This window comes from Enterocloster sp. 210928-DFI.2.20, from assembly GCF_020554465.1.
GTDB classification, from domain to species: domain Bacteria; phylum Bacillota; class Clostridia; order Lachnospirales; family Lachnospiraceae; genus Enterocloster; species Enterocloster bolteae.
The window spans coordinates 90,323-115,519 of record NZ_JAJCHK010000001.1 but is presented as its reverse complement, the minus strand read 5'-3'; the positions used below and the strand labels follow the sequence as shown (position 1 = coordinate 115,519).

23 protein-coding genes and 1 tRNA gene are annotated in these 25,197 nt (G+C 52.3%); 1 reads left to right on the top strand and 23 read right to left on the bottom strand.

Translation table 11 applies throughout. The features are described from left to right. Window positions 1-39 precede the first annotated feature (39 nt). The 10 genes from LI015_RS00540 to LI015_RS00495 form a co-directional block, all read right to left on the bottom strand. Window positions 40-960, bottom strand: coding sequence for an acetamidase/formamidase family protein (locus tag LI015_RS00540; protein WP_002571718.1), 921 nt, complete (start codon window positions 958-960; stop codon window positions 40-42). Beyond that, window positions 950-1,561 (bottom strand): GTP pyrophosphokinase, encoded by a 612-nt coding sequence (locus LI015_RS00535; RefSeq protein ID WP_002567982.1) that lies wholly within the window; start codon window positions 1,559-1,561, stop codon window positions 950-952. The genes LI015_RS00540 and LI015_RS00535 overlap by 11 nt, the downstream gene beginning before the upstream one ends. Window positions 1,562-1,671: 110 nt before the next feature. Further along, window positions 1,672-2,415 carry a gamma-glutamyl-gamma-aminobutyrate hydrolase family protein gene (locus LI015_RS00530; RefSeq protein WP_002571717.1) on the bottom strand — a complete coding sequence of 248 codons (744 nt, stop codon included), beginning with the start codon at window positions 2,413-2,415 and terminating at the stop codon, window positions 1,672-1,674. Window positions 2,416-2,428: 13 nt separating this feature from the next. Further along, a complete protein-coding gene (locus LI015_RS00525) occupies window positions 2,429-3,517 on the bottom strand; it encodes a M42 family metallopeptidase (RefSeq protein WP_227123714.1) in 1,089 nt (362 codons plus the stop codon). A gap of 28 nt (window positions 3,518-3,545) precedes the next feature. Next, window positions 3,546-4,346 carry a M55 family metallopeptidase gene (locus tag LI015_RS00520; RefSeq protein WP_227123713.1) on the bottom strand — a complete coding sequence of 267 codons (801 nt, stop codon included), beginning with the start codon at window positions 4,344-4,346 and terminating at the stop codon, window positions 3,546-3,548. Next, entirely contained in the window at window positions 4,343-5,335 is a 993-nt protein-coding gene (locus LI015_RS00515; RefSeq protein ID WP_002571714.1) for an ABC transporter ATP-binding protein, read from the bottom strand. Before LI015_RS00515 ends, LI015_RS00520 begins: the two co-directional genes overlap by 4 nt. Continuing rightward, complete coding sequence (locus LI015_RS00510) at window positions 5,335-6,330, bottom strand: ABC transporter ATP-binding protein (RefSeq protein WP_002567987.1); 996 nt, start codon at window positions 6,328-6,330, stop codon at window positions 5,335-5,337. The genes LI015_RS00515 and LI015_RS00510 overlap by 1 nt, the downstream gene beginning before the upstream one ends. 11 nt (window positions 6,331-6,341) lie before the next feature. After that, entirely contained in the window at window positions 6,342-7,220 is an 879-nt protein-coding gene (locus LI015_RS00505) for an ABC transporter permease subunit (RefSeq protein ID WP_002567988.1), read from the bottom strand. Window positions 7,221-7,236: 16 nt separating this feature from the next. Next, a complete protein-coding gene (locus tag LI015_RS00500) occupies window positions 7,237-8,157 on the bottom strand; it encodes an ABC transporter permease subunit (RefSeq protein WP_002567989.1) in 921 nt (306 codons plus the stop codon). A 99-nt stretch (window positions 8,158-8,256) separates the two neighbouring features. Then, complete coding sequence (locus LI015_RS00495) at window positions 8,257-9,942, bottom strand: glutathione ABC transporter substrate-binding protein (protein ID WP_227123709.1); 1,686 nt, start codon at window positions 9,940-9,942, stop codon at window positions 8,257-8,259. Between the two features lie 235 nt (window positions 9,943-10,177). Here LI015_RS00495 and LI015_RS00490 point away from each other — a divergent pair, with 235 nt between their 5' ends. Then, complete coding sequence (locus LI015_RS00490; RefSeq protein WP_002571713.1) at window positions 10,178-12,289, top strand: sigma 54-interacting transcriptional regulator; 2,112 nt, start codon at window positions 10,178-10,180, stop codon at window positions 12,287-12,289. Here the strand turns inward: LI015_RS00490 and LI015_RS00485 are convergent. The 13 genes from LI015_RS00485 to mch all read right to left on the bottom strand — a co-directional run bounded on the left by LI015_RS00485 (window position 12,286) and on the right by mch (window position 25,140). Next, entirely contained in the window at window positions 12,286-13,353 is a 1,068-nt protein-coding gene (locus LI015_RS00485; protein WP_002567992.1) for a P1 family peptidase, read from the bottom strand. The two genes, LI015_RS00490 and LI015_RS00485, sit on opposite strands and share 4 nt — an antisense overlap. 140 nt (window positions 13,354-13,493) lie before the next feature. Continuing rightward, a tRNA-Gln gene (locus tag LI015_RS00480) sits at window positions 13,494-13,565 on the bottom strand. 104 nt (window positions 13,566-13,669) lie between these two features. Then, on the bottom strand, window positions 13,670-15,043 hold the full coding sequence (locus tag LI015_RS00475; RefSeq protein ID WP_117626034.1) for an MATE family efflux transporter: 1,374 nt from the start codon (window positions 15,041-15,043) through the stop codon (window positions 13,670-13,672). Window positions 15,044-15,054: 11 nt separating this feature from the next. Further along, window positions 15,055-15,693 (bottom strand): PduL/EutD family phosphate acyltransferase, encoded by a 639-nt coding sequence (locus LI015_RS00470; protein WP_002567994.1) that lies wholly within the window; start codon window positions 15,691-15,693, stop codon window positions 15,055-15,057. Window positions 15,694-15,713: 20 nt separating this feature from the next. Further along, window positions 15,714-16,475: an MBL fold metallo-hydrolase gene (locus LI015_RS00465; RefSeq protein ID WP_227123708.1), complete on the bottom strand. Its 762-nt coding sequence runs from the start codon at window positions 16,473-16,475 to the stop codon at window positions 15,714-15,716. Beyond that, a complete protein-coding gene (locus LI015_RS00460; RefSeq protein ID WP_227123707.1) occupies window positions 16,475-16,822 on the bottom strand; it encodes an antibiotic biosynthesis monooxygenase in 348 nt (115 codons plus the stop codon). Before LI015_RS00460 ends, LI015_RS00465 begins: the two co-directional genes overlap by 1 nt. 21 nt (window positions 16,823-16,843) lie before the next feature. Beyond that, window positions 16,844-18,262 carry a dihydrolipoyl dehydrogenase gene (gene lpdA / locus LI015_RS00455; protein ID WP_054354112.1) on the bottom strand — a complete coding sequence of 473 codons (1,419 nt, stop codon included), beginning with the start codon at window positions 18,260-18,262 and terminating at the stop codon, window positions 16,844-16,846. 17 nt (window positions 18,263-18,279) lie between these two features. Continuing rightward, window positions 18,280-19,287: a dihydrofolate reductase family protein gene (locus LI015_RS00450; RefSeq protein ID WP_002577675.1), complete on the bottom strand. Its 1,008-nt coding sequence runs from the start codon at window positions 19,285-19,287 to the stop codon at window positions 18,280-18,282. Window positions 19,288-19,297: 10 nt separating this feature from the next. After that, the gene (locus LI015_RS00445; protein WP_227123706.1) at window positions 19,298-20,698 is read right to left on the bottom strand and encodes an amidohydrolase family protein; all 1,401 of its coding nucleotides are present in this window, start codon (window positions 20,696-20,698) and stop codon (window positions 19,298-19,300) included. A 54-nt stretch (window positions 20,699-20,752) separates the two neighbouring features. After that, window positions 20,753-22,141 (bottom strand): dihydrolipoamide acetyltransferase family protein, encoded by a 1,389-nt coding sequence (locus LI015_RS00440; protein ID WP_227123705.1) that lies wholly within the window; start codon window positions 22,139-22,141, stop codon window positions 20,753-20,755. A 35-nt stretch (window positions 22,142-22,176) separates the two neighbouring features. After that, on the bottom strand, window positions 22,177-23,154 hold the full coding sequence (locus LI015_RS00435; RefSeq protein WP_002568001.1) for an alpha-ketoacid dehydrogenase subunit beta: 978 nt from the start codon (window positions 23,152-23,154) through the stop codon (window positions 22,177-22,179). Next, the gene (locus LI015_RS00430; protein WP_002568002.1) at window positions 23,154-24,137 is read right to left on the bottom strand and encodes a thiamine pyrophosphate-dependent dehydrogenase E1 component subunit alpha; all 984 of its coding nucleotides are present in this window, start codon (window positions 24,135-24,137) and stop codon (window positions 23,154-23,156) included. Before LI015_RS00430 ends, LI015_RS00435 begins: the two co-directional genes overlap by 1 nt. A 43-nt stretch (window positions 24,138-24,180) precedes the next feature. Then, window positions 24,181-25,140 (bottom strand): methenyltetrahydromethanopterin cyclohydrolase, encoded by a 960-nt coding sequence (gene mch, locus LI015_RS00425; protein WP_002568003.1) that lies wholly within the window; start codon window positions 25,138-25,140, stop codon window positions 24,181-24,183. Between the last annotated feature and the right edge of the window lie 57 nt (window positions 25,141-25,197).

Genomic DNA, 25,197 nt, shown 5'->3' with positions numbered 1-25,197 from the left:
TCAAAAAACCATATAAAAGGCCGGTATGGGCGGCCAATATCAAAATAACTTCTTAAGCACTGTCTTTTTCATCTCCATACGTACCGTGCGTTTTGGATCCACCACCTGGCAGAACTGGAGATTGCCCATGGCGGAGAGAAGCATACCGGCATCCTCCAGGCTCATGCCCAGTTCCCTCATGAGAATATCCGTCATGGCCTTAACCGCCGTATATACGGCAGTCTCCACGTTCTCATGGGACGCAATGGTATAGCAGGCTTCGCCGTCCTCCAGCATGGGGTTATCTATGGAAATGCCCTTTAAAACCTCCAGGGTCACGGTTACCTCTGCCGGAATCTCCAGCCCGGTCACCATGATTTCCCCATCCCCCATGCAGGCGTGGACATCTCCCATGGCCAGAAGAGCTCCCTCATGGAACACCGGCAGGTACAGGGTGGCGCCGGCCTTTATTTTGGTGTTGTCCATGTTTCCTCCGTGGCTCCCCGGCTCCCCGCAGGGAATCTCCCCTTTCTCTGGAGCCACGCCAATCACTCCAATCATGGGAGCACATGGTATGCCGATGTCCTGGTTAAACCAGGCCACGCCGTCCCTGACGGGAATCCGCTTCACCGTTCCCCGGGATACGCAGTCCCCCAGGACCCCGTTGTCAGGTATGGCGGCCATGGTGCCCCAGGATGCCACCCGGATATCTTCAATCTTTACCTTCAGCACATCCCCGGGCATGGCGCCTTCCACATAGACCGGCCCGGTGGCAGGATTGATGCAGTCCCAGTTCAGGCTGTCCAGGACGTCTCCCTCCTCTGTGAACTGATTGTCAAAGCAATCCTTTGTGACAAAGGTGACTGTCTCATAGCTGCCCGCCCTGCATACCGGAACAGCTGAGGAGGACATGGCGAATATGGTTTTTCCCTCAACCCGCTTCCCCTCTGTCCTTCTTGTCTCTGCCTGCTTAACCTCCATCTGACCCTCTCCTCTCATTATGTGTCTCAAATTCCCCTTCAATCTCCTCCAGTATCCTGGCATAGCGGCAGAAATCCTGTTCCAGCCGCTCCCGGTTTCTGGGTTGTTTCTTATAGCATACCCGGTGTTCCATGCTGGCCCAGAAATCCATGGCCATGGTCCGAAGCTGCACCTCCACCGGAAAATATTCCATGGTGTCCAGAAAATACACCGGTATACCCAGCACAATGTGATAGCTCCTGTATCCGTTGGGCTTGGCATTGCGGATATAATCCTTTTCCTTGATTATCACCAGGTCCGACTGTTTTTTCAGCGCCGCTGTCAGATTATAGATATCCTCCACAAAGTAACAAATAATCCGCAGCCCCGCTATGTCCTGCAGATGGTTCCTTGCATTGGTCACTCCCGCCGTAAATCCCAGCCGGACCAGTTTTGATTCCATGCTCTTCTTTTCCTTTATTCGGCCCTGGATATTATGGATGGGACCGGCGTCAGACCTGTCCCCGTAAAGACTGTGGTTGAGGATTTCCAGCCGGGTACTAAGTACCCGGCTGGCATCCTCGTAGGGCTTTATCAATTCATAATACTGCTCATTTGTCATCACACGGACCCCCGCATTCTGTCTCAGTCAGACTGCCGCTTTGGGCAGCTTCCACTTCTATCCAGCATACCGATAAATTGTGAGCATTCTGTGATGGTTTTCTATAGAAATTATAAACTCCCTGCTTTTCTCTCCAAGGCCCTGCCGCACAGATCCGAAAACAGATGATTCATGGCCGGGGCTGACTCCAGAAGACTTTCGGGATGCCACTGTACGCCTACAATCAACCCCTCCTGGTCCTCGATGGCCTCTATGATCCCGTCATTTGCATATGCCGAGGCCCTGAGCCCCTTTCCCAGCTCCTTCACCGACTGGTGGTGCATGGAATTGGTCATGCAGACGCCGCTGCCTAAAAGTTTTGACAGCCTGGTTCCCTCTTCCACCCGTATCTGGTGGGTAAGGTAATCCCGCCTGCCAAGCTGCAGGTGCCTGATGCAGTCAGGCCCCTTAAGGGAAAGGTCCTGATACAGGGAACCACCCATGAGCACGTTGAGCAGCTGGTTTCCTTTGCAGATGCCCAGCATGGGCTTTTTGTGCTCCAGGGCATAACGGCCCGCCCTCATCAGGGCTTCGTCAATTTCAGGCTTGTATACCTGGATAGCGGGATGCGGATCCTCCCCATAGTAGGAAGGAGTCATATCCTCCCCGCCGGGGAACAGGATTCCGTCGCAGATTCCCATGATTTCCTCTGTCTGCTCCATAACGGCAGATGCCGGTAAAATCACAGGGATACCCCCGTTTTTCATGACCGCATCCACATAATAGCTGTTCTGATATGCCCTTTCCATGCTGTCAAACATGCCTGGCTGGGTCATATATGTATTTCCCATAATGCCGATAACCGGACGTTCCATTTTCTCCACCTCCCTACAGTATATCCTGGCGCAGGATATGGCGGATGCGTTCTCCATCCAGCCCCTTGATTACCTGGGCTGCCAGCTCCGTAGCTGCCTCCAGGTCATCCTTTGCACAGAAATTATAATGGGAATGCACGTATCTGGAAGGCACGCCCAGCACAAGGACCGGAACCGCCTTTCCGATAAGGCTGATCCTGCCCGCATTGGTGCTGCCTCCCCGCCTTACCGCCTCCTGGTAGCGGATACCGAATTTGCCGGCCAGCTCCATGGCGTATTCCATGAACACCGGATTGGATATATAGCTCTTGTCCATGCGGCGGATCTGAACGCCGTTTTTCATTCTTCCCTGGGCCTGGGTGGCGGAAAAGAAGAAGTCATCCGAAGGGGAACCCTCAAACAGGATAGCCAGGTCCGGCTTCACCACCTGGGTGGTTACGGTGGCCCCTCTCATTCCCACTTCCTCCTGGGCCGCAAAAGCGCCCACCACATCCACGGCCAGCTCATTCCTGCTGTCATATACCTTATCCATGGTATCCACGATGCAGGCGCAGCCGGCCCTGTTGTCAAATGCCTTGCCGAAGCAGAGACCGTGTTCCTCATCATAGGAAAAGGACACCTCCGGGACCATGGGATCTCCAATGGATACGCCAAAGTCCTCCTCCACTTCCCTGCGGCTTGTGGCGCCGATGTCCACGTACAGGTTTTCAATGCAAAGCTCCAGGGAAGCCCTCTCCTTATCATTCATGAAATGCACGGGCTTTGACATGATGATGCCCCTGATTTTCCTGCCGGCCCTTGTTTTTATGATGACCGTGTGGGCGGGTAGGTTGGTCAGGTGAAATCCCCCCAGCATAAGGATTCCCAGGCAGCCGTCGTCATGGATGCACTGCACCATAAAACCGCACTCGTCCAGATGGGCGTCCAGCTGCACCACCGGTTTATCCCCGGCCCTGCCCGGCATACGCACATACAGGTTGTTCATGGCGTCATTTTCCACCTGGTACTTACCGCAGTAACCCGCCACGGTGCGCACCACCTCTTCCTCAAACCCGCTGGGGCCAAATGCATCTGATATCTTTCCAAACATCTCTATATCCATTGCTGTTATCTCCTTATTCAAACGCGCTCTAATATACCACAAAGCAATGGGCCGTCACCACATCCATCCATCTGGCTGTCTCCAGCCTGTTGGTAAATGTGTCCACTGCCCTCATTCCCGGGTAAAAGGACATCTGGTATGCCTTCTTCCAGTCTTTATAGGTCACTTCATATGTAAATGTCTCCGGAAGCTCCACTCTGCACCGGGAGAGATTCCCGGCCAGCGCTTTCTTCACTCCCTGGCGGATGGATTCCTCCACCTGCCCCGGCGCCTTGCAGTAAGTGGATGCCCCCAGACCGGTCTTTGTCACGGCCGTGGTAATATCCGGCACCATTTCCCCGGCCAGGCCGCAGATGGTGCTGTCCCCGGACAGGAACAGCACCGGAACCTTGTGCGAAGCAGCTGTGTAGCTGTTCAGCATGAATTCGCTCATACAGCTGCCGTTTAAACGGATGTACAGACTGTTGCCCGTGGAGGTGTGGCTGATGGCAAATCCGGGATTTCCTGCCGGGGCATGGTACCCTATGTACATGACCCCGTCAAAGGAATCGTCCAGACCGGACATCATGTTATAAGGGTGACCGCTTTTGCCCCGAATCAGGGTCACGTAGTCCGGCATGCAGAGAGGGTCAATGTTCGTTGCGTCCCCGTGGCCGTCCTTTACCACTATCTCGTCGGCTCCCGCCTCATGGGCTGCCTCACAGGCAGCCACCACTTCCTTTGTCATCTGCTTTGCAAATTCACCGTATGCAGCTTCATTCTTATGAGTCTCATACGCCAGGGCCACCCCTGCGCACCCTTCTATATCTGCACTGATAAAGAGTTTCATCCCTTGTTCTCCTTGATTTTGTCATCATAGAGATGGCAGTATACATAATGGTCGTCGGATACCTGGTAGCGCTCCGGCGCCTTTTGCTTACAGATGTCCATGCACCGGGGGCATCTGGTGTGGAACTTGCAGCCGCTTGGCGGATTTAATGCCGACGGGATGCTTCCCTCCAGTATGATGCGGTCCTTCTTTGCCGTTGGATCCGGTACCGGTACGGCTGACAGAAGGGCCTGGGTGTAAGGATGAAGGGGATTGCTGTACAGCTTGCGCTTGTCCCCCACCTCCACAAAGTTACCCAGATACATGACGCCCACCCGGTCGCTGATGTGCTCCACCACGCTCAGGTCATGGGCCACGAATATATAGGTCAGGTTAAACTCCTTCTGAAGCTGGTGCAGCAGGTTTAACACCTGGGCCTGGATGGACACGTCCAGGGCCGACACGGGCTCGTCCGCTATGATCAGCTCCGGCTCAACTGCCAGGGCCCTGGCGATTCCGATACGCTGGCGCTGGCCGCCGGAAAATTCATGGGGATAACGGTTGGCATGGTAATCATCCAGTCCAACCTTTCTCAGAAGCTCCATGACGCGGTCTTCCAGTTCCTTCTTGCTCTTTGTCAGACCGTGTATGATTAACGGCTCCGCGATGATGTCAAATATAGACATCCTGGGATTCAGGGACGCATATGGGTCCTGGAATACCATCTGGACCTTTTTGCGCACGGAGCGCATCTGCTTTCTGCCATAGGAGGAGATATCTTCACCGGACAGGACGATCTTACCTGCCGTGGGAGTCTCCAGCTTGCAGATTCCCCTTCCCAATGTGGACTTGCCGCAGCCGGATTCACCTACGATGCCGAACACCTCGCCCTTTCGCACCTCGAAGGAAACGCCGTCCACCGCCTTGACGAATTCACGCCCTTTGCCAAAATCCCCCTTCACAGGATAATACACTTTCATACCTTCAACATTCAGCAGGATATCTGCCATCACGCGTCACCGCCTTTCTTTTCACAGAGCCAGCAGCGGCTCATATGGCCTTCTCCCACGTCGTAGAAGCCGGGTTCTTCCTCCCTGCACTTATCAAAGGCGCAGGAACATCTGGGAGCGAATTTACATCCCTGGGGCATGTACTTTGGATTGGGGACATTGCCCGGTATGGATTCCAGCTCCTCGGCGCACTCTCCCAGCTTGGGAATAGATGCCAGAAGACCCTTGGTATACGGATGGGACGGACTGGCAAAAATGGACCTTACGTCGCCCTTCTCCACCACACGGCCGCTGTACATGACCACCACGTCGTCGCAAACCTCTGCCACCACACCAAGGTCATGGGTGATAAACAGAATGGAGGTTCCTGTTTTCTGCTTCAGATTCTCCATCAAATCCAGAATCTGGGCCTGGATGGTAACGTCCAACGCCGTGGTAGGCTCATCCGCTATGAGGATTTTCGGCTTGCACACCAGCGCCATGGCTATCATGACTCTCTGGCGCTGGCCGCCGGAGAGCTGGAAGGGATATTCCTTCATCATGCGCTCCACCCTGGGAACGCCTGTCAGCTTCAGCATCTCCACTGCCTTGTCCCAGGCTTCCTGCTTGCTTATGTTATTGTGCATCAGGATACATTCCGTTATCTGGTCCCCAATCTTCATGACAGGGTTCAGGCTGGTCATTGGTTCCTGGAAAATCATGGAAATCTTTTCCCCGCGCATCTTCCTGCGCTCCTCATCATCCAGCTTTGTCAAATCGCGGCCTTCAAACAGGATTTCCCCTTCCGCCACCTTTCCTGTGGTTCCCATCAGAAGTCCCATGACGGACAGGGCGGTCACGCTCTTGCCGCTGCCTGATTCTCCCACGATTCCAAGGGTTGTGCCCTCTCTCAGTTCAATATCCACGCCATCTACTGATTTAATCACACCGCTGTCCGTGTAGAAGTAGGTGTGCAGATTCTTAATCTCTAAAATATTATTATTCGTATTCTCCATAAGTCCCACTCCTAATCAGTCAGTTTTGGATCCAGCGCGTCTCTCAGGCCGTCGCCCAGCAGATTGAAGCAGAGCACGGTAAAGAAGATTGCAAGACCCGGAAACAGGGTGATATGCCAGCTTGTCAGCATGTAGTTACGTCCATTGCTCAGAAGCAGTCCCCACTCAGGTGTGGGAGGCTGGGCGCCCATGCCTAAAAAGCTAAGGCTGGAAGCAGTGATGATGGAGGTTCCGATGGACATGGTGTACTGTACGATGATATTGGGAATGGCGCTGGGCAGGATATGCTTGAACAGGATGCGCATGTCGCCGGCTCCGATGTTGCGGGCGGCCTGTACAAACACGCTGTTCTTTGTCTCCAGTGTATTGCCTCTCACCAGACGGGCAAACTTGGGGATATTGAATACCGCAACCGCGATTACCACGTTATACAGTCCGCTTCCCAGGATGGCCACAATGGCAATAGCCAGGATAAGTCCCGGGAAGGCCAGCAGCACGTCGCAGATACGCATGATGATGGAATCAACGATGCCGCCGTAGTATCCGGCCAAAAGTCCCATAATGGTTCCCACAAGCATTCCCACGGTCACTGCAAACAGACCCACGCTGAGGGAAATCCTGGTTCCGCAGATTACCCTGGAAAACAAATCCCTGCCGAACTCATCGGTGCCGAAAAGATGGGCGGCCGTAGGCGGCTGCATAATGGCAGAGTAATCATATTCATTGATGCCGTAAGGGGCAATCTTATAGCTGATAAATGCCAGCACCACAAGAAACACCAGAAATACCATGGCAACCATGGCTGTTTTCTGTTTTTTAAACTTTCTTACAAACTCTGAAAACGGGGTATTGATGTCCGTCTTTTCAGTTAACACTTTATTCTTAGCCATCTTTTGTCGCCCCCTTTTAGCTCAATTGGATTTCCGGATTCAGCACTGCGTACAGTACGTCCACAACCAGGTTAATCAGTACGAAATGCAGGGAAAATATAAGAATCAGCGACTGGATTGCGGGATAATCCCTGTAGTTTACGGATTCAATCAGAAGGGAACCAAGTCCCGGAAACGCGAATACAGTTTCCGTCACAACGGAACCGCCCAGAAGAAAACCGAACTGAAGCCCCACAACCGTCACCACGGATATCATACAGTTACGGAACACATGCTTCCAGATAACCGTCTTTTCCCGCAGGCCTTTGGCCCTGGCCGTACGCACATAATCCTCCTTCAGCACCTCGATGACAGAGGAACGGGTAAAACGGGCAATAATGGCCGCAATGCTGACTCCCAGCGTGATGGACGGCAGAATCAGGTTCTTGAAGGAGCCGGCCCCGGTGGTGGGCAGCAGCCTGTACTTGACCGCAAAAACCATGATAAGCATGAACCCAATCCAGAAGGAGGGCATGGATATACCTGAGACAGCCACGGTCATTCCTGTATAGTCCTGCCACTTGCTTCTGTTCCTTCCTGACCATACGCCGATAAGGACGCCTGCAATCACGCTCCAGGTCAGGCTTAAAAGGGTGAGCTGCACCGTATTCATGTAGCGGCCCTGGACCTCAGTCAGCACCGGGCGCTTGGTTCTCAGCGATGTGCCCAAATCCCCCTTTACAAGTCCTGTCACGTAGCTGATATACTGCTGGGGAAGGGGCTTGTTAAGGCCCAGCTGCTCCCTTACCAGTTCCACGTCCTCTTTGGTTGCCTGCGGTCCTGCCACCTGTCTGGCCGGATCTCCGGGAATCAGGCGCACAAAGAAGAATACAAACGTAACTACGATAATCAGGGTTGGTATAACTCCAACAACTCTTTTACATATGTATCTCAGCATATAAACTCTCACCTCTCATATCATTATTGGGTATACACCCTGTATTTTATCTTAAAAAGGTCTGGCAGAGAATCCCCCTCCGCCAGACCCTTAAGCCTTTTATTTCGTCATCTTACCATTTCTGATATTAAGGCAGTTATCTGGGAACATCTTTACATTTACCATCTTATTGGAAGTTGCCCAGGAGTTGAAGTCAGTTGCCAGACATACCAGAGGACTCTCTTCCCAAATCAGGTCCTGAGCCTTGGCATATGCTTCTGCTCTCTTATCACGGTCAGCTGTGTTCAGGCCGTCCTTCAGATATCCGTCTAATTCCTCGTTCTCGAAATAGCAGATATTGTAGCTCATAGGAGGCTCAGACTCTTTTGCCAGCAGAGGACGGATTCCCCAGTCCGCGTCGCCGGTAGAGGATGACCAGCCGATGATGTACATATCAACTTCTGCCTCTGCGCCGGGAGCGTCCGTATCCTGGACCTTCTCGTTTACAATTGCGCTCTCCAGGCTGATAAGCTCAACATCAATACCCACCTCGGCAAGCTGCTGCTTTAAGAACTCGCCCTGCTTCATGTTGGCGGAAGTGTTGGCAAATATCAGGGTTGTCTTAAAGCCTTCCGGATAGCCTGCCTCTGCAAGCAGTGATTTTGCCTTCTCGATGTCGTATGGATAAGGATCATTTCCCTTGTAGTACTGAAGCTTGGGAGCAATGACAGAGGTTCCCGGCTCAGAGTTGCCATTCTTGACAACTGCCACATATGCCTCTTTATTGATAGCATAGTTGATAGCCTGACGGACTTTCTTGTCATTGAATGGTTTCTTCTGGTTGTTCATCATCAGGTAACGGACTACCAGGCCCTGGTCCTGTCCCACAATCACGTTTGGATCGGATTTAAGTCCTGCCAGGTTTTCATCCGGTACAGGCCAGATAAGCTGGGCATCGCCGGACTGAATCATGGCAACCCTGGTGGCGGACTCAGGTACAGGCTTTAAGGTGATGCTCTTGAAGCCGGCGTCCTTGTCAGCCAGAGCCGTGCCGCCGCAGATGTCAGCGTCATAGCCCCACCAGTCCTTGTTCAGCTCAACCGTAAGGTGGTCTCCCTGAATCCACTCTTTAAATGTATACTGTCCTGTGCCAATGGGGGCCTCTGCGCATGCCGTGGAGCCCTGCTCGATTACCTTGGGGCTCATGACCACGCAGGCCGGATGGGCCAGTGTCTCAATGAACGCGCCAAAGGGTGAGGACAGTTTTACTACGATTGTATAATCATCCTGAACCGTAGTGGTATCCAGTATATTACATAACAATGTGGTTCTCTTAAGTCCTAAGGACTTGTCCGCCCAACGGTCAAAGTTGGCTTTGGCAGCCTCTGCGTTCCATGGGGTTCCGTCAGAGAATGTGATTCCCTCTCTCAGCTTGATGGTGAACTCCGTGGCGCTGTCATTGGCCGTATACTCCGTTGCCAGCATGGGAATGATTTTCATTTCGTCGTCAAACCCAAACAATCCGTCCATGATAAGACGCTGAACGCCTCCTGAGAGGGTGTCGCTGGTATCTAACGGATCCAGTGTGGTAAAGTCCACATTGACTGCTCCTATAATATCTGTTTCCTGTGAAACAGACTCTCCCTCCGCAACAGCTGCCGCTGCTGTCGTTTCTTCTGTAGCTGCCGCCCCGCCTGCAGCTGCCGTGGTCGTATCAGTGGTGCCTGATGATGAACCGCATGCTGTCAATCCCAGCATGGCAGCAGCCAGTGCCAGGGCGCACAGCTTCTTTCCGCTTTTCTTCATAGAATATCCTCCTTTTTATGATGATACAAAAAAAGCCTGGAAACCTACAGCTCTCACGCTCATTTCGTAAGCATCCTTGCTTACAATAATTTTACACGTTTCTGTGCTGCCTTGTCAAATAAATCATTCTTTTTTCCGTAAAGCATTCGTTACAATTTAAAATTTAAAGTCATTAGGTTGTTGTATCCTAATTTTTTTGTTATAATTAACCTAATAAGACACAGGAGGATAAAACATGGACAGAAGCCAGCCAAAATACCATGTGCTCATCGTCAGCATCAATTCCAGCATACGCCTTGAATTCCAGAGCTATCTCCACAAGATATTGGGAGCCCATATTGCCTTTGATACAATTGGGCTGGACCAGGTCCAGCGGCCGGAGCAAATCAAGGGATACCAGTGCATCCTTTTTTCCAGCCCCCTGGTCCAGTCAGAATTTCCCATATCCATCCCAAAGGAGGTCATGCAGATTATCTGTACCAGGACCTTCAACCATGCCTGTCTGGACCAAATCATCCGCATACCGCCCGGTGAGCGAGTCTACATAGTAAACGATACCTATGACTCCATTGTCACCATCATGGACCAGCTCAAGGAGGCAGGGGTGGTGCAGTACCGGTTTGAACCCTTTTATCCCGGATGCATCCAGGCCGACGAGTCCATCCACTATGCCATCACCGTGGGCGAGCCCCAGCTGGTTCCCAGCCATATCACCAATGTCATTGATATCGGCAACCGCATCATTGACATCTCCACTGTCAATGAGCTGTGCGAGTACTTTCATCTTCCCGCCAGCCTGTCCAACCAGATTACCAAATCCTATGTGAACAGCATCATGCAGATTGCCAAGCTGACCAGCGCCTATTACCAGGACTACATCTATTCCAGGCAGCTTCTCCAGACCGTTATCAGCAATCTTCCCATAGGCCTGTGCCTTCTGTCGGTCCGCGGGGAAATCAATATGGTCAACCGCAGATTCTCCATGGACCTGGAGCTGCCTGAGACAGGCACCACGGGCCGGAACCTGTCACAGTTTCTGCCCCAGCCCTGCAAAGGCATGGATTTCTGTCACAGTGCGGATTACAAGGTGATGAACCGCAGCGGAAAGCATCTCCTGCTCAGCTCCCTTGAACTGCTGCTGCCCAACCATGAGCCCCTTTACCTGCTCAACAGCACGCCGTGTCCTGTGCTGGCTGACGGGACCGGGGATTACCCGCCTCTCCCTGACCCTGTATTCTCCGACTCCAGATATGCGGACAGCATGTTCACCAGCTTTACCACTGCCTCGGAGCCCATGAAGAATATCCTGGAATATGCCAGAAGGCTCTCCCTCTATGACTTCCCTGTGCTGATTCAGGGAGAGAGCGGCACCCAGAAAAAACTCCTGGCCAGAGCCATACATAAGACATCCTCCAGGAGGCAGCATCCCTTTGTCTGCCTGAATATGCCCATGGGGCTTAATGCGGCCGCAAGGATAAACGGGGTCTCCGGCCCAAATGAAGTTTCCGGACCGGACAGCGCTCCCGGCCCAGGCGTGTTATCCGATCCGGGCGGGACCTCCTGTCTGTCAGGCGCAGCCCTGACTGTCTCGGATCCTCTCTCCCAGATGTTAGGACTGTTCAAAGAGGCCAACCACGGAACCCTGCTCATTGACAGCGCCGAGTACCTGTCTCCTGAGATTCAGGGACTCCTGATTCACATTCTTCAGGACAACCGGACCGGAAATGTCTTCGGAACCCGCTTCTCCCCCTTTGACGTGCGCATCATCGCCACAGCCGGTCAGGACCTGTACGGGATGGTAAAGCAGGGTACCTTCCGGGAAGAGCTGTTCTTCCTGCTGAATGCGGCTTCCATCGACACCCTGCCCCTCAGGAAACGCAGGGAGGACATTCCCCTGCTCATGGACCAGTTCTTCCGTGAACTGTTCCACAATAAAAGCCTTATGGCCCGCGACCTTTTGTCCCCCAGTCTCTTTGACTTCATGATGGACTACGATTATCCCGGCAATGTCCAGGAGCTATACAACCTGACCCGTTATTTCTTCTCCCACTACGCCGCCCATCCCCTGATACTGGCACAGCTTCCCTCCTATATCAGGAACCAGATGCGAAAGTCCGACCAGGACCACAGTCCGGTCCGCCTCAGGGTGCTGGCTGCCATAGCTGCCTCCCCCCGCATCGGCCGGGGAGCCATAAAAAATGCCCTGGCAGTGGCCGGCGTGGAATTAAGCGACGGCCGCCTGCGGGGGCTGCTGAAAGAATTATCCGAAGAAGGACTTATCCGCATCAACCGCACCAGGGGAGGATGCGAGATAACAGAACAGGGGCTGATGTCCCTTCGCCATTAATGTTTAAGAATCTGCGGAAGGAACTCCGACAGGCTGTAATACACCTCCCCTGCCAGTCCCCCGGTACGTCCGGCTGCTGTCATGGAATTCAGGATGGCTTCATTGACAGCTTCCGCGGCTGCCTTAAAGGCCACGTTAATCAGGTCCTCTCTGATGCAGGTGCTTGTCATGATTTCCGGACTGTCCTTTCCCTGCAGGCGGCCTGCGGTGGTGAACCCAATCATGACCTCACCGCTGCCGTGTCCGGTGTAGGCGCCTGTCCTGGCAATGCCCACACCGGCCCTGCGGATGATGCGCTTTAGCTGACGGTCACTGACAGGCAGATCCGTGGCGATAATGGTCATGATGGACCCCTGGTCCTGTTCTGCGGTGGCCATCTTCCTGCGCCTTTCCTTTTCCTCCAGAATCCGTTGGCCGGCCCGGATGCCGTCTATGACCAGGTCCTCTGTCGCCCCGAAATTGGACTGCACCAGAACCCCCAGCGTGTAATTTACCCCGCCGATTCTCATAACTCTGGAGGCGGATCCGATTCCCCCCTTCAGGCCGTAGCACACAGTTCCCGTGCCTGCGCCCACATCACCCTCCTCAAAATCCTCACCAGCACCGGAAAATGCCTCCATCACATCCTCCATGGACACAGCTCTGTGCTGGATACGGTTAATTCTGCAGTCATTGCACTCACCCACAACCGGGCTTACGGATGTGACCTCCACCTGGTCCTTTTCGCACTGCCTGATGGTATACTCCACCAGGGCGTCGGCTGCCAGCCCCACGTTCAGGGTATTGGTCAGGGCAATGGGCGTCTCCAGGGTTCCCAGTTCCTCCACCTGGACCAGGCCGCAGGTCTTGCCGAATCCATTGTGCACATATCCCGCAGCGATGAACTTGCGTTCAAATACATTTCCCGGTCCCGGCACAATGACCGTGACGCCGGTTTTGTTGTCCCCATTTCTCACTGTCTTATGGCCTACCAGCACGCCAGGCACGTCTGTAATCTTATTTTTAGGCCCGGTTTTCATGACGCCCGGCACAATGCCAAAATCCCTGATTCTTTTTCTCTCCATCTTCTTTCCTCCTCCCACAGCCTCCGGCCTCCATGTGGATTATAGTATTGAATTATAGTATTATGTGCTATACATTATTTATAGAAGAAAAGCCCGCAGAAACGCCTTGTAACTTGCGTCTCTGCGGACTTTCCCATGTACTGGGCCGGCGGGATTCGAACCCTCGAGTGCAGGAGTCAAAGTCCTGTGCCTTACCGCTTGGCGACGGCCCAACAAGCCATATAGTAATCCGGCATGCCAAATTATAATACCATAGAATTTACCGGTTTGCAAGTTTTTGAAACCCACTTTTACAGAATTCCTGTGTTCCGGACCCTTACACCTGCCCCGCCATCTGCCTGCGGATATGTTTCCACCATACCCATGCCAGCAATGCCGCCATTGTCTCCGAAATGGGAAAGGACCACCACAGCGCATCCAGCCCAAACATTGCTGCCAGTATGCAGGCGGCCGGCAGCAGTACAATCAGCTGCCGGAAAAAGGAGATAACCAGGCTTTCCATCCCTCTTCCCAGCGCCTGGAATACGGCGCTGTAAATAACGGAAACAGAGGCGGACAGGTAGCCGAAGCTAATCACCCTCAGCGCCGTCACCCCAATGGACATCATGTGCTCAGAGGCATTAAACATTGCCATTATCTCCACCGCAAAAACCTGGGACAGTACAAAGCCTGCCGCCATGATGGCTGTGGCATATCCCAGGCTGTAATGGATGGCCTTTCGTATTCGCTCAGGTCTTCCCGCCCCCAGATTATATCCGATAATAGGTATCATGCCGTTATTGAGGCCGAATACGGGCATGAAGATAAAACTCTGGATTTTAAAATAGACTCCCATCACTGCCGCGGCTGTGGCCGTGTAGGAAATCAGTATCTGGTTCAGTCCAAAGGTCATGACAGACGCGATGGACTGCATTACAATGGCCGGGATTCCCACCCTGTATATCTGCTTTATGATTCCCATATCCGGCCTGAACCCCCGGAAAACAAACTGCACCTCATGGTTGACCCGCTTGTTAAAATAGACGTTCATCCCCATGCCGGCCAGCTGCCCTGTCACAGTGGCTATGGCTGCCCCGCTGATACCCATTCTGGGAAATCCCAATAATCCGAAAATCAGAATAGGGTCGAGAATTATATTAATAACAGCTCCCGCCCCCTGTGTAATCATGGTATAAATTGTTTTTCCGGTTCCCTGCAATATCCGTTCCAGCACAACCTGCTCCAGCACGCCCACTGAAAAAATCAGGCAAATGGACAGGTACTGTACTCCCAGCTCTATGATTTCTTCTGAATCTGTCTGTAATTTGAAAAACGTCCTGGTGAAAAACAACCCAAACACCAGGAAGAACAGATAGGTAACCAGCATAATGAAAATCCCGTTTACAGCTGTCTTGTTGACGCCTTCCCGGTTTTGTTCCCCCAGATACCGGGACAGCAGGGAATTCACACCCACACCTGTCCCCACTGCCACTCCAATCAGAAGATTCTGCACCGAATATGCCAGCGAAACCGCGGTCAGCGCCTGTTCGCTGATTCTGGCAACGAACAGGCTGTCCACTATATTGTACATGGCCTGGATAATCATGGATATCATAATCGGCAGCGCCATGGTCACCAGCAGACGGTTGACCGGCATGACCCCCATCTTATTCTCCCCGTCTGTCCGGGTCTGTTTTTCTATTTGCCTCATGTTCTCCTCGTTTAAGCGATTGATGAATCCGCCAAATCAGAATCTGTCAAACCGGAATCCGCCAATCCATTTCCCCTCAGTTTTACTATGGTTCCATAGACCGTGCCCGACATGGCCACCGCGTTTGCCTCATCCGTGTCAATATGGGCAGCCGTGGAATAGTGTTCGCTGACCCGAACCACCATGTCCTTAAAAATCAACGACCGGTCATTGATATTTACCTCAAAAGCAACTGTTTCACGGTCAGTCACCCCCAGTCTTTCGGCATCCTCCGGCGTGGTGTGTATGTGGCGTTTTGCCGCAATAACCCCTTCCTTCAGAATAACCGTTCCCCTGGGGCCTTCCAGTACACAGCTGCCGCTTCCCTCCACATCGCCGGATTCCCGTATGGGCGCGCTGACCCCTATGGTCCTGGCATCTGTCAGTGAAATTTCCACCTGGGTGCGCTCTCTCACAGGTCCCAGCACAGACATGGAGAACTTACCCTTAGGTCCAATGACGCTCACCCGTTCCTCGCATGCAAATTGTCCTGGCTGGCTTAACATTTTCTTCACTGTCAGTTCATAGCCTTCCCCAAAAAGTATCTCTAAATGCTCTTTTGATAAATGAATGTGTCTTGCTGATATTTCAATCAATATATTCTGCCCCACAATTATATCCTCCTGACATACTAAATGCTCACTTTTTGAAGCGGATCCGTAAGCGCCTTCATGGGTGGCAGTATTGTTTCATATTGTCTCATGTCTTCTGACATCATATTCCGGAAATGAATCTGGTCATCCTCCGCAAACGGAAGGTGACAAAAAATAATCTCTTTTGTCCGTATGGACTGTGTAAACACCCTGCGTCCCCTGGGAAGATGCAGAAAAAGCGGATTGGCAATCACAGCGTCAAATTCCATTGCTCCTGCCATTTGTTTAAAAAACACGCTGTCATAATCCGAGTCTCCCAGGATCAATACCTTTTTTCCGTCAGCCTCCAGCACATAGCAAAGGTGGCTGACCGTCTCATACTCCCTGCCCGCATGCCTTGAGGGAAAAGCTGTCAGGCTTCCCGTCTCCCACAGACGTATGCTCCGGCACTGGCCCATCGGCAGCTCAATGGCCTCTGTGCTGCATACGCCTGCCTTAAGTTTTGAGGATACGCCATACGGTGTATCCTCCGGCATCACCAGCATCTCAGGTGCTGCCTCCTGCAAATACCGGTTTACCAGGTCCAAATCAAAATGATCCTCATGAAAATGGGTAAAAGCCACCCATCTGATTCCGTCAAAGGGAGGAATCCTTTTCATGATCTGCTCCCGTATACAGGGAGGCACAGGACTGAACATCCCGTTCTCCTGGCTGTGCAGACCGTCCAGCAGCAGCTTCCGCCCCCCAGACTCCAATAACAAGCCCGCATTGGCCACCAGGGTGATATGGATCGTTCCCATCAGGCGAGACTGCGCATCTGGTACCTTCGGTCTGTTTCATGACCCGCCCTCACAAACGTCATGTTTTCAGCCCCAAACGCCCTGGTTATCTCATCCTTTTTCCCGGAAAGCCATTCCTGGTCAAGATGCCGGTAGGATGCATGGTCCTTCCAGAAATAAAGAGACGTCACACGGCCGGGATTGGTTTCGCTCACCCAAATCTGCCACCCGCAAAAGCCATCCAGCCCAGCCAGCTCTTTTGCCATGATTTCATATTCTAATTCCACATAACGTTTTACCTGTTCCGGCCTGATTTGGAATACCAGTTCCTCGATAAAAAGGCCGGGTTCGTTTACTCTCAGTTCCATGTGCGCGCCTCCTTTTCCTGATTACCTGTTTTTTACCGGCGGCATGTGAATGGCTTTTCCCAGGAGATTGGATACCGCCTCGTCAAAGGCCTCTGAAAGCGTGGGGTGCCCGTGCATGACACCGGCTGCCTCCTCCACCGTAAACATTCCGTTCATTGCAATAGCTGCCTCCGCAATCAGATCGCTTGCATTGGGGCCGATGATATGTACCCCTAACAGCCTGGATTTGTCTTTTGCGGCAATCACCTTCACCATACCCTCGGCGTCCCCCATGGTAAGGGCCTTGCCGTTGCCGGAGAACTGGTATTTGCTGGTAATATATTCGATTCCCTGCTCCTTTGCCTGTTCTTCCGATAACCCGATGCTGGACACATCCGGAAAGGTAAAAATGGAATTGGGAATCAGGCTGTAATCCACCTCTGTCTTCTCTCCTGCCATGCGCTCAACAGCTGTCTTGCCCTCCTCCGATGCCACATGGGCCAGCATGACGCGTCCTGTCACGTCTCCGATTGCGTAGATTCCCGGCACATTGGTCTCATAATTTTCGTCTACCTTTATTCCTTTGCGGTCATACCGCACTCCCGCGCCATCCAGGTTCAGGCCATCCGCGTCCATTTCACGTCCGGTTGACACAAGAACCTGCCCGCAGGAAAGAACCTGCTTTTTGCCGCCTGCATCCACCTGCACAGACAGATTGTTTCCTTTTTTCTCAATCTTCTCAACCTTAGATCCTGTCATGATTGAAATACCGCGCTTTTCCAGCAGACTCTTTAATCTGGCTGTGATTTCCACGTCCACATTCGGAATGATGTGGGGCATAAACTCCACCACGGTTACCTTTGCGCCAAAGGACTGGTAAATGCCGGCAAATTCAATGCCAATCACTCCTCCGCCGATGATCACGATCTCCTCCGGCACCGTCTTCATATCCAGAGCCTCTTTGCTGGTAATAACGCCCTCCAGGTCCATCCCCTCAATGGGAAGCCTGGATGATTTGGAACCGGATGCAATGAGAATCCGCTTTGTCTCCAGCCGCTTTACAGTGCCGTCCTTGCCGGTCACTTCCACCAGACCGGCTTTTATGATTTTAGCGCAGCCCTTCTCAATGGCCACCTTATTGGACTTCAGCAGATATTCCACTCCGCCGGTCAGCGTCTTTACAATCTTGTTCTTGCGGGCCTGCACCTGCTCCATATCCAGCCTGTATCCGTCAATCTCAATTCCAAATTCCCTGCTGTGGTCCATATAGCCCATTACCTGGGCATTTTTATAAAGCGCTTTTGTGGGAATGCACCCATAATTCAGACAGGTCCCGCCGCATGCGTCCTTTTCTGCAATCACTACCTTCATCCCCAGCTGCGCAGCCCTGATTGCGGCCACATATCCGCCCGGTCCTGCGCCGATTACCACCAAATCCGTACCTGCCATAGTTCCTCCCATCTGACACTCACTCCGTATCAGTACTTATATCCCGACAAATCCGTCTCATTTGTAACACCGTAACGAATTTTCTGACGGGTAAATATGAAATTGCTTTCATGGATTCCCAGTGTCAGAAAATCTGCGTGGGGATGATCCATGTGCCCGAATTCCGATGCATAGCCCGGCGATTTTTGGCCGCCCGCAAATACCATGGAATAATTGATAAAGTATTCATCCAGCATTCCCTGCTGCAGCAAATGGGTGCAGTAGGACGGCGCCTCGATACAGAGCTTTTCCAGCCCCCATTTCTTAAGGGCATACATGAGCACCTTTGTATCGGGGTTCTCTCCCTGGCCCGTCACTATAACCGGGAACGCGTTAAAATCTGTGTAAAGCTCACCCAAATCCGCATGATCCACATCCTCAATTGTCTTAAAGGGCCCAATTACAGGATGCTTCAGCGGGGAATTGGCCATTATGTATTCGGCGCCCCTGGGGGACGTGGCTATCACCAGTTTATACTCTTCCTTTGGGTCTACATCGAAAATATAATGGTCAAAGGGAATATCCGTACCGTCTAACGATACAATCACGCCGCAGGGCTGGTACTTCTTCCCAAGCACTTCCCTGCGCTGCCTGGTCAGACGTTCCTCATATACATGGCAGGTGATGCCCGGTTCACTGAGCAGGGTGCGGGCGCCTATGATGATTCCGTCCGCATAGGCCCGCAGTACATTCAGCACCCAGAAATCCCCCAGGGAGCCGTCCGGGTCCAGAAAGTTATTTTTTGCTATGAGCGGTCCGGAGGGATTATCCCCATAGGCCATTTTGCCGTCCGAAGAAAGCACGATGGAGGAAAATGTATAGGGCCTGTCTGAAGGTGCTTTTGGAAAATAAATATCCGTGTAGTACTGAGCCACATCCGGCATCACCGCTGTCTCGGCAGATTCTTTCCTTATCTGTTCCAAAATCTCATCACTTTTTTTGACAATTTGAATCTTTAAATTCTGTTTTGGTATTTCAAAGAACACTAATTCGTTCATTCATTTCCTCCTATAGCCCCAGGTTTCCAATCTTCCTGCCCCACTGCGTGTTGCCCAGCCCCACTTCGTTTATCAGCTTTTCAGCCGCCTTCTGGGTGGCATATAATACTTTTTCTTCATCAATCATGGTCATGCGCTTGTGCTCCATTACAAACACGCCGTCCACCATGACAGACTCAATATTTGCCTGACTGGAAGAATATACAATTGCGCTGACCGGGTCATGTACCGGTATGGAACGGCCGTGGAAGGGGTCGTAGATTACCAGGTCCGCCTTCATTCCCGCCGCGATTGCCCCCAGATCCCCTTCCCGCATAACTGCCTTTGCGCCTCCCAGGGTTGCCAGTTCCAGAACCCTGGAGGCCGGCATGGCGGCCGCGTCTCTTAAATGTACCTTTTGGAGCAGGGCGGTTGTCTTTAACACCTCCATCATATCCTGGGTATCGTTGCTGGCTGAGCCGTCGCAGGCAAGGCTGACTGTCAGCCCTTCCTTTACCATCCTCTCAACCGAAGCCACGCCGGAGGCAAGAATCATGTTGGACACCGGATTGTGGCTGACCTTCACATCATACTGTTTGAAGATGTCAAAGTCCTCCTCTTCCATGCAGACACAGTGCACCGCGATAAAATCAGGTCCGATAAATCCCAGGCGTTCCAGATGGGGTATGGTCCTTCCTCCCCTTACTTCCCTGCAGTACTTATCGTCATCCTCTGATTCCAGCACATGCATGGTAAGGGGAATATGCATCTCATCGGCCATTTTGCGCATCTCCCGGTAGCCGTCGTCCGTGTTGTCCCAGATGATGCCCGGCGCCAGGGCAACGCTCATTCTGCTGTGCCCTTCATACTTTTTGTACAGACGCCTCACATCGTCAAACATATCCTGTTCCGTATCGTGATGGGCCACCTTAAATTCCGGCGGGAAATTTGCGGTATTGGTGAAGCCCCGGCCGTATATGCCGCGTATTCCGATATCCTCCATGGCCTGGGTCACATAATCGCTGAGACCCGGGCTGGTATGGCAGTACATATAGTCCAATAGGGTGGTGGTGCCTGACTGAATGGCTTCCATACATCCAGTCAGGGCAGCGTAGTAACACATTTCCCCGTCAAACCGGTACAGGGCCGTACGCACGGAGCTGTCCAGCCAGTCAAACAAAAGTTTATCCCTGCCCAGGCCTTTTAACATGGTCTGGAACAAATGGGAGTGGGTGCTTATCATGCCCGGAAATACGAACTTTCCCTTTGCGTCAACCACCCTGGAGGCTTCGTAGCAGGATGCCAGTTCCCCGCCTCCAACCGCTGTAATCTTGTCTTTATCAATCACAATGCATCCATTGCTGATTATGTTTCTGTCATGATCCATTGTTATGATATATGCATTTTTAATCATAACGTCTGCTTTTTTCATATGGCTTTCCTCCTGTTGGCGCGCAGATAGCGGGAATGAATATTTAAGGACTTTTTAAACCCATTTAAAATCCTGCAGGCTGGCTGTCACTTCTTTCAGGAATCTTGCCGCCGGCGCTCCGTTGACAATGCGGTGGTCATGGGTAAGGCTGAAGTTCATGACGGATGCGGGATAGAAGCCTCCGTCCTTTACCATCAGCTTCTCGATAATGGCTCCAACGCCTAAAATTGCTGATTCCGGAACATTTAATACAGGGGTAAAATAGGTGATTCCAAACATGCCCAGGTTGGTGATGGTAATGGTCGCGCCGCCCAGCTGGTCGGATGTAAGCTTATTGTCCTTAGCCCGCTGGGTAAGGTCTGATAATTCCAGGCAGATTGTGCGCAGATCCTTCATATTTGCATCGCGGATCACAGGCACAATCAGACCGCCCGGGATATCCACCGCAACGCCGATGTGAATACGGCTGCTGATTTTAATATGGGTCTCGTCTGCCATGGTGCTTCTCAGAGCCTTGTGGTTCTCCAATGCCATGGCCACTGCCTTTATCAGCATGGCGGTATAGCTCAGCTTCACTCCTGCATTGGTATATTTTCCCTTTAACTGTTTGTATACCCTGACCAGTTCCGTTATTTCCGCCTCTGTGGCTATGGTGGCCTGGGCGGTTGTCAGCAGACTGTTCTGCATGGCTTTTGCGATCGCGGTCTCCATGGTGCTCATCTTGACAATGACATCCTCGCCTTCACAGGGCCGTGTGTCAAAGACTGCCTTAGGCGCTGCGGCCGGGGCAGATGCGGTTGACGGACCGGATGCCGGGGCGGACGCTGATGCCGGGGCGGATGCAGATGACGGACCGGATGCAGATGATGGACCGGATGCAGATGACGAACCGGATGCAGATGACGGGACTGACGCCGATGCCGGAGCAGCGGATACAGAGGCGGCGCCTGCCGGGTCCTTCCTGGGAATTCCATGTTTCTTCAAATCTGAAATTGTGATTGCGCCTAACAGGCCGGTTCCCTGGATGTGGGAATATTCAAGCCCCTGCTCCTCTGCTACCTTTTTGGCCCGCGGCGTGATTTTAATATCGGCCGGGGCGGCCTTTTCCGGGACAGGGGATGCTGCAGCCGCCTGCTCTGCGCTGTCCGCAAAAGCGCCCCCTTCACTCTGGCCTCCCCCGCACTCCGCCGATATATCCTCGTCCGCCGTGTCCGCCAGAACCGCTATGGCCTCCCCGCAGGCAGCCTCCTCCCCTTCGGGAAGCAGGATTTTGCGGAGAATCCCGTCTTTGGGTGCTTCGCACGTATTGGTGATTTTATCTGTTGTTATTTCTGCCAGGGCGCTGCCTTTTGTGACAGAAGCCCCTTCTTCCACCAGCCAGGAGCCCAGGACTCCTGTCTCCATTGACAATCCGAATTTGGGCATAATTACTTTTGTAACCATATGTATTTCCTCTCAATCTCCACTTGTGGCTATATTTAATATTCCATCAATTCCCGGCAGGTTTTTACCAGATCATCCAGCTGCGGCAGTACGTAATCCTCCAGCACCGGCGCGTACGGTACCGGGGAATCCAGGGAGGTAACCCGTTTAATGGGCGCGCATAAATACTCAAACACATCCTCGCTTATCATGGCGGAAAGTTCGGCTCCCCAGCCCCCGCATTTGGGACCTTCCTGCGCCAGAATGATGCGGCCTGTTTTTGCCACGGATTTCTGGATCGTGTCCTTGTCATAAGGATAAATGGTTCTCGGATCAATGATTTCCACGCTGACCCCTTCTTTTGCCATGATGTCCGCCGCCTTATGGGCTTTGTCAAGCATGATTTGGGTTGCTACGATTGTGATGTCGCTTCCCTCTCTCTCCACCTCAGCCTCGTACAGAGGAATCTCATACATCTCTTGAGGCACCTCTCCCTTTACATTATAAAGGGTCTTATGCTCTAAAAAGAGAACCGGGTTATCACTTTTAATTGCGGAGATCAGCATTCCCTTTGCCTCATAAGGGGTGGTGGGGCATACGACCACAAGTCCGGGGGTGTTCATGAACCAGGATTCCACACATGCGGAGTGATGGTAAGCACACCGGATTCCTCCGCCCTGTACGGCACGCACCGTTATACCGCAGTGTGCCTTTCCCTGATACATGAAGTTTAACTTTGCGGCGTTGTTTGTCAGCTGGTCAAAGCAAACCCCTAAAAAGTCCGCAAACATGATTTCCGGTACTGGCTTTAACCCGCACACAGCTGCCCCGCAGGATAAACCCAGAATTGCGGACTCCGATAATGCCGTATCCTTGATGCGGTTCGGCCATTTCTCCCAGATTCCCTTTGTGATTCCGAAATCTCCGCCCATCTTTGCCACATCTTCGCCTAATATAAATACTCTTTCATCTGCTCCCATCATCTGATGCAGCGCTTCATTGATTGCCATTCCATAAGAAAGTTTTCTGCCCATTATCTTAATTCCACCTCTCTATCAGCATATGTATATGTTGTTGCAGTCTCAATTCCCGGATACTCACTCTCCAGAGAGAATTTAAGCATCTCCTGCACATGTTTTTCTTCTTCCTCTTCAACCGCCTGGAGCACAGCCGGCTCAACCTGCTCCCTCTCAAGGAGGATTGCCTTGGTAAGCTTCAGGGGATCCCTGTCATTGACCCAGTAAGATACCTCGTCCTCCGGGCGGTAAGCGGCGGGATCGCCTGCGAAATGTCCCTGCCAGCGGTATGTCATAAATTCCAGTACAGTGGGGCCCTCGCCCTTTCTGGCGCGGTCCGCAGCCTTTTCCACTGCCTCGATGACTGCCTCGATGTCATTTCCGTCCAGGCGGAAGCTGGGCACTTCGTATCCCTCGCCCCATGTTTTTAACTCCTTCTGGGGATGGGCTTCCTCGTAGCGTGTGGATATGGCGTATCCGTTGTTTACCAGACAGTAGATAATGGGAAGCTTCCAGGTGGCCGCCATATTCATGCTCTCATGGCAGGTTCCCTCTCCCAGTGTTCCGTCTCCGAGGAATACTGCCGTCACGTCATCCGTCCCATTGTACACAGAGGCAAATGCGGTTCCCAGACAGGTCACCATGGTGGAGCCCTGGATTCCGTTAAATCCCATGTTCCTGCACTCCAGGTCATTGACATGCATGGAGCCGCCCCGTCCGTGGTTGATTCCTGTCTCCTTTGCAAATATCTCAGCCATCACTAATTTGGGGTCTGTTCCGCACAGAGCAATGGCTCCGTGTCCCCTGTGATCCGGGAACTTATAATCTGTCTTTTTCAGGGCGTCCACCACACCTGCCTGACACGCTTCCTGGCCAATGGACAGATGTACGAATCCGGGAATCGTTCCGTTTGCTGCATACTCCTCAATTACCTCCTCAAATCTGCGGATCATTACCATGTCCCGGTATACCTTCAGAAGCCGTTCTTTACTTAGTGCCATTTTATTTCCTCCTAATCCTCTTCTTCGCCATTGCGTATTTAAATTAATATAAAAATGACTTTTCCAATACCTTGTAATTTATTTCTCCCCCGCAGAATGCCTTTCCCGTATTAATATTGTGAATCTGCACCCTTCCCAGGGAATGCACATCGTGATCAACATAGAAGAAGTCTCTTCCCGCTTTCTCAAACACATCCTCAAATAATTGCCCGTAGCAGGGAGACGAAGTCTTGCCTACCAGTCCCGGAATCACCTTCTCAATGGCCTCGTCTGATGCATCCACCCAGATTTCCACGCTGCTGCCGTAGATAAGGGCGTCATTGATACGGCCCATTGACTTCATTTCATCCTTAACAATAGGGGCTATGGGGGCAGTTCCCCGGATCATCACAATCTGTCCCGCGTCAAATCCCTTCTCAAACATTTTGTGGCAGGTCTGTTCCAGCATCCTGCCCGACACCTGGATGGAGGCAACCACGCAGGTACTGTCGGAAATAAGGATATACGTATCCTCCGGCTTAACGTTACAGGCCTTTGCCACCTCCATGGCCATCTGGTCCGTGGGATACTTCACATCCTGCAGGCACAGCACTGCCTCGTTATTTTCTTCCCTGTAATCCGTCATCTCAAAGTACCAGTCTGAGTCCACATGGGCGATGGACCTGGCAGGGCCGGAACCAATGGTTGCGAATTCCCCGTCACCCAGTTTCCATCCTGCTATCTGGGATGCCATGCAGGCAATGAGAGGCTTGTTGACCAGCACTTCCACCGAAGCAAAGGTATAATCCTCGTTAAGCCTGAATTCCCCAAGGGTAACCGTGCTCATATCTCCCATGGAGGCCCTTGTGAACAGAACCCCTGCCTTCCAGCTTCCCTCACAGTTAATTCCCATGTCAATGAGGGTTGCCCCGCAGTCCATTTTGATCACCTTACACCCAAGGGCGTCCGCGTCCTCTATAATCTCCCGTACTACTTTCATTGCTTTTGCGTTAATATTCAGCATGTATGATCCTCCGTGTTTTATTTCATCCTGCTTATAGTTCAACCTGCTTATAACTCA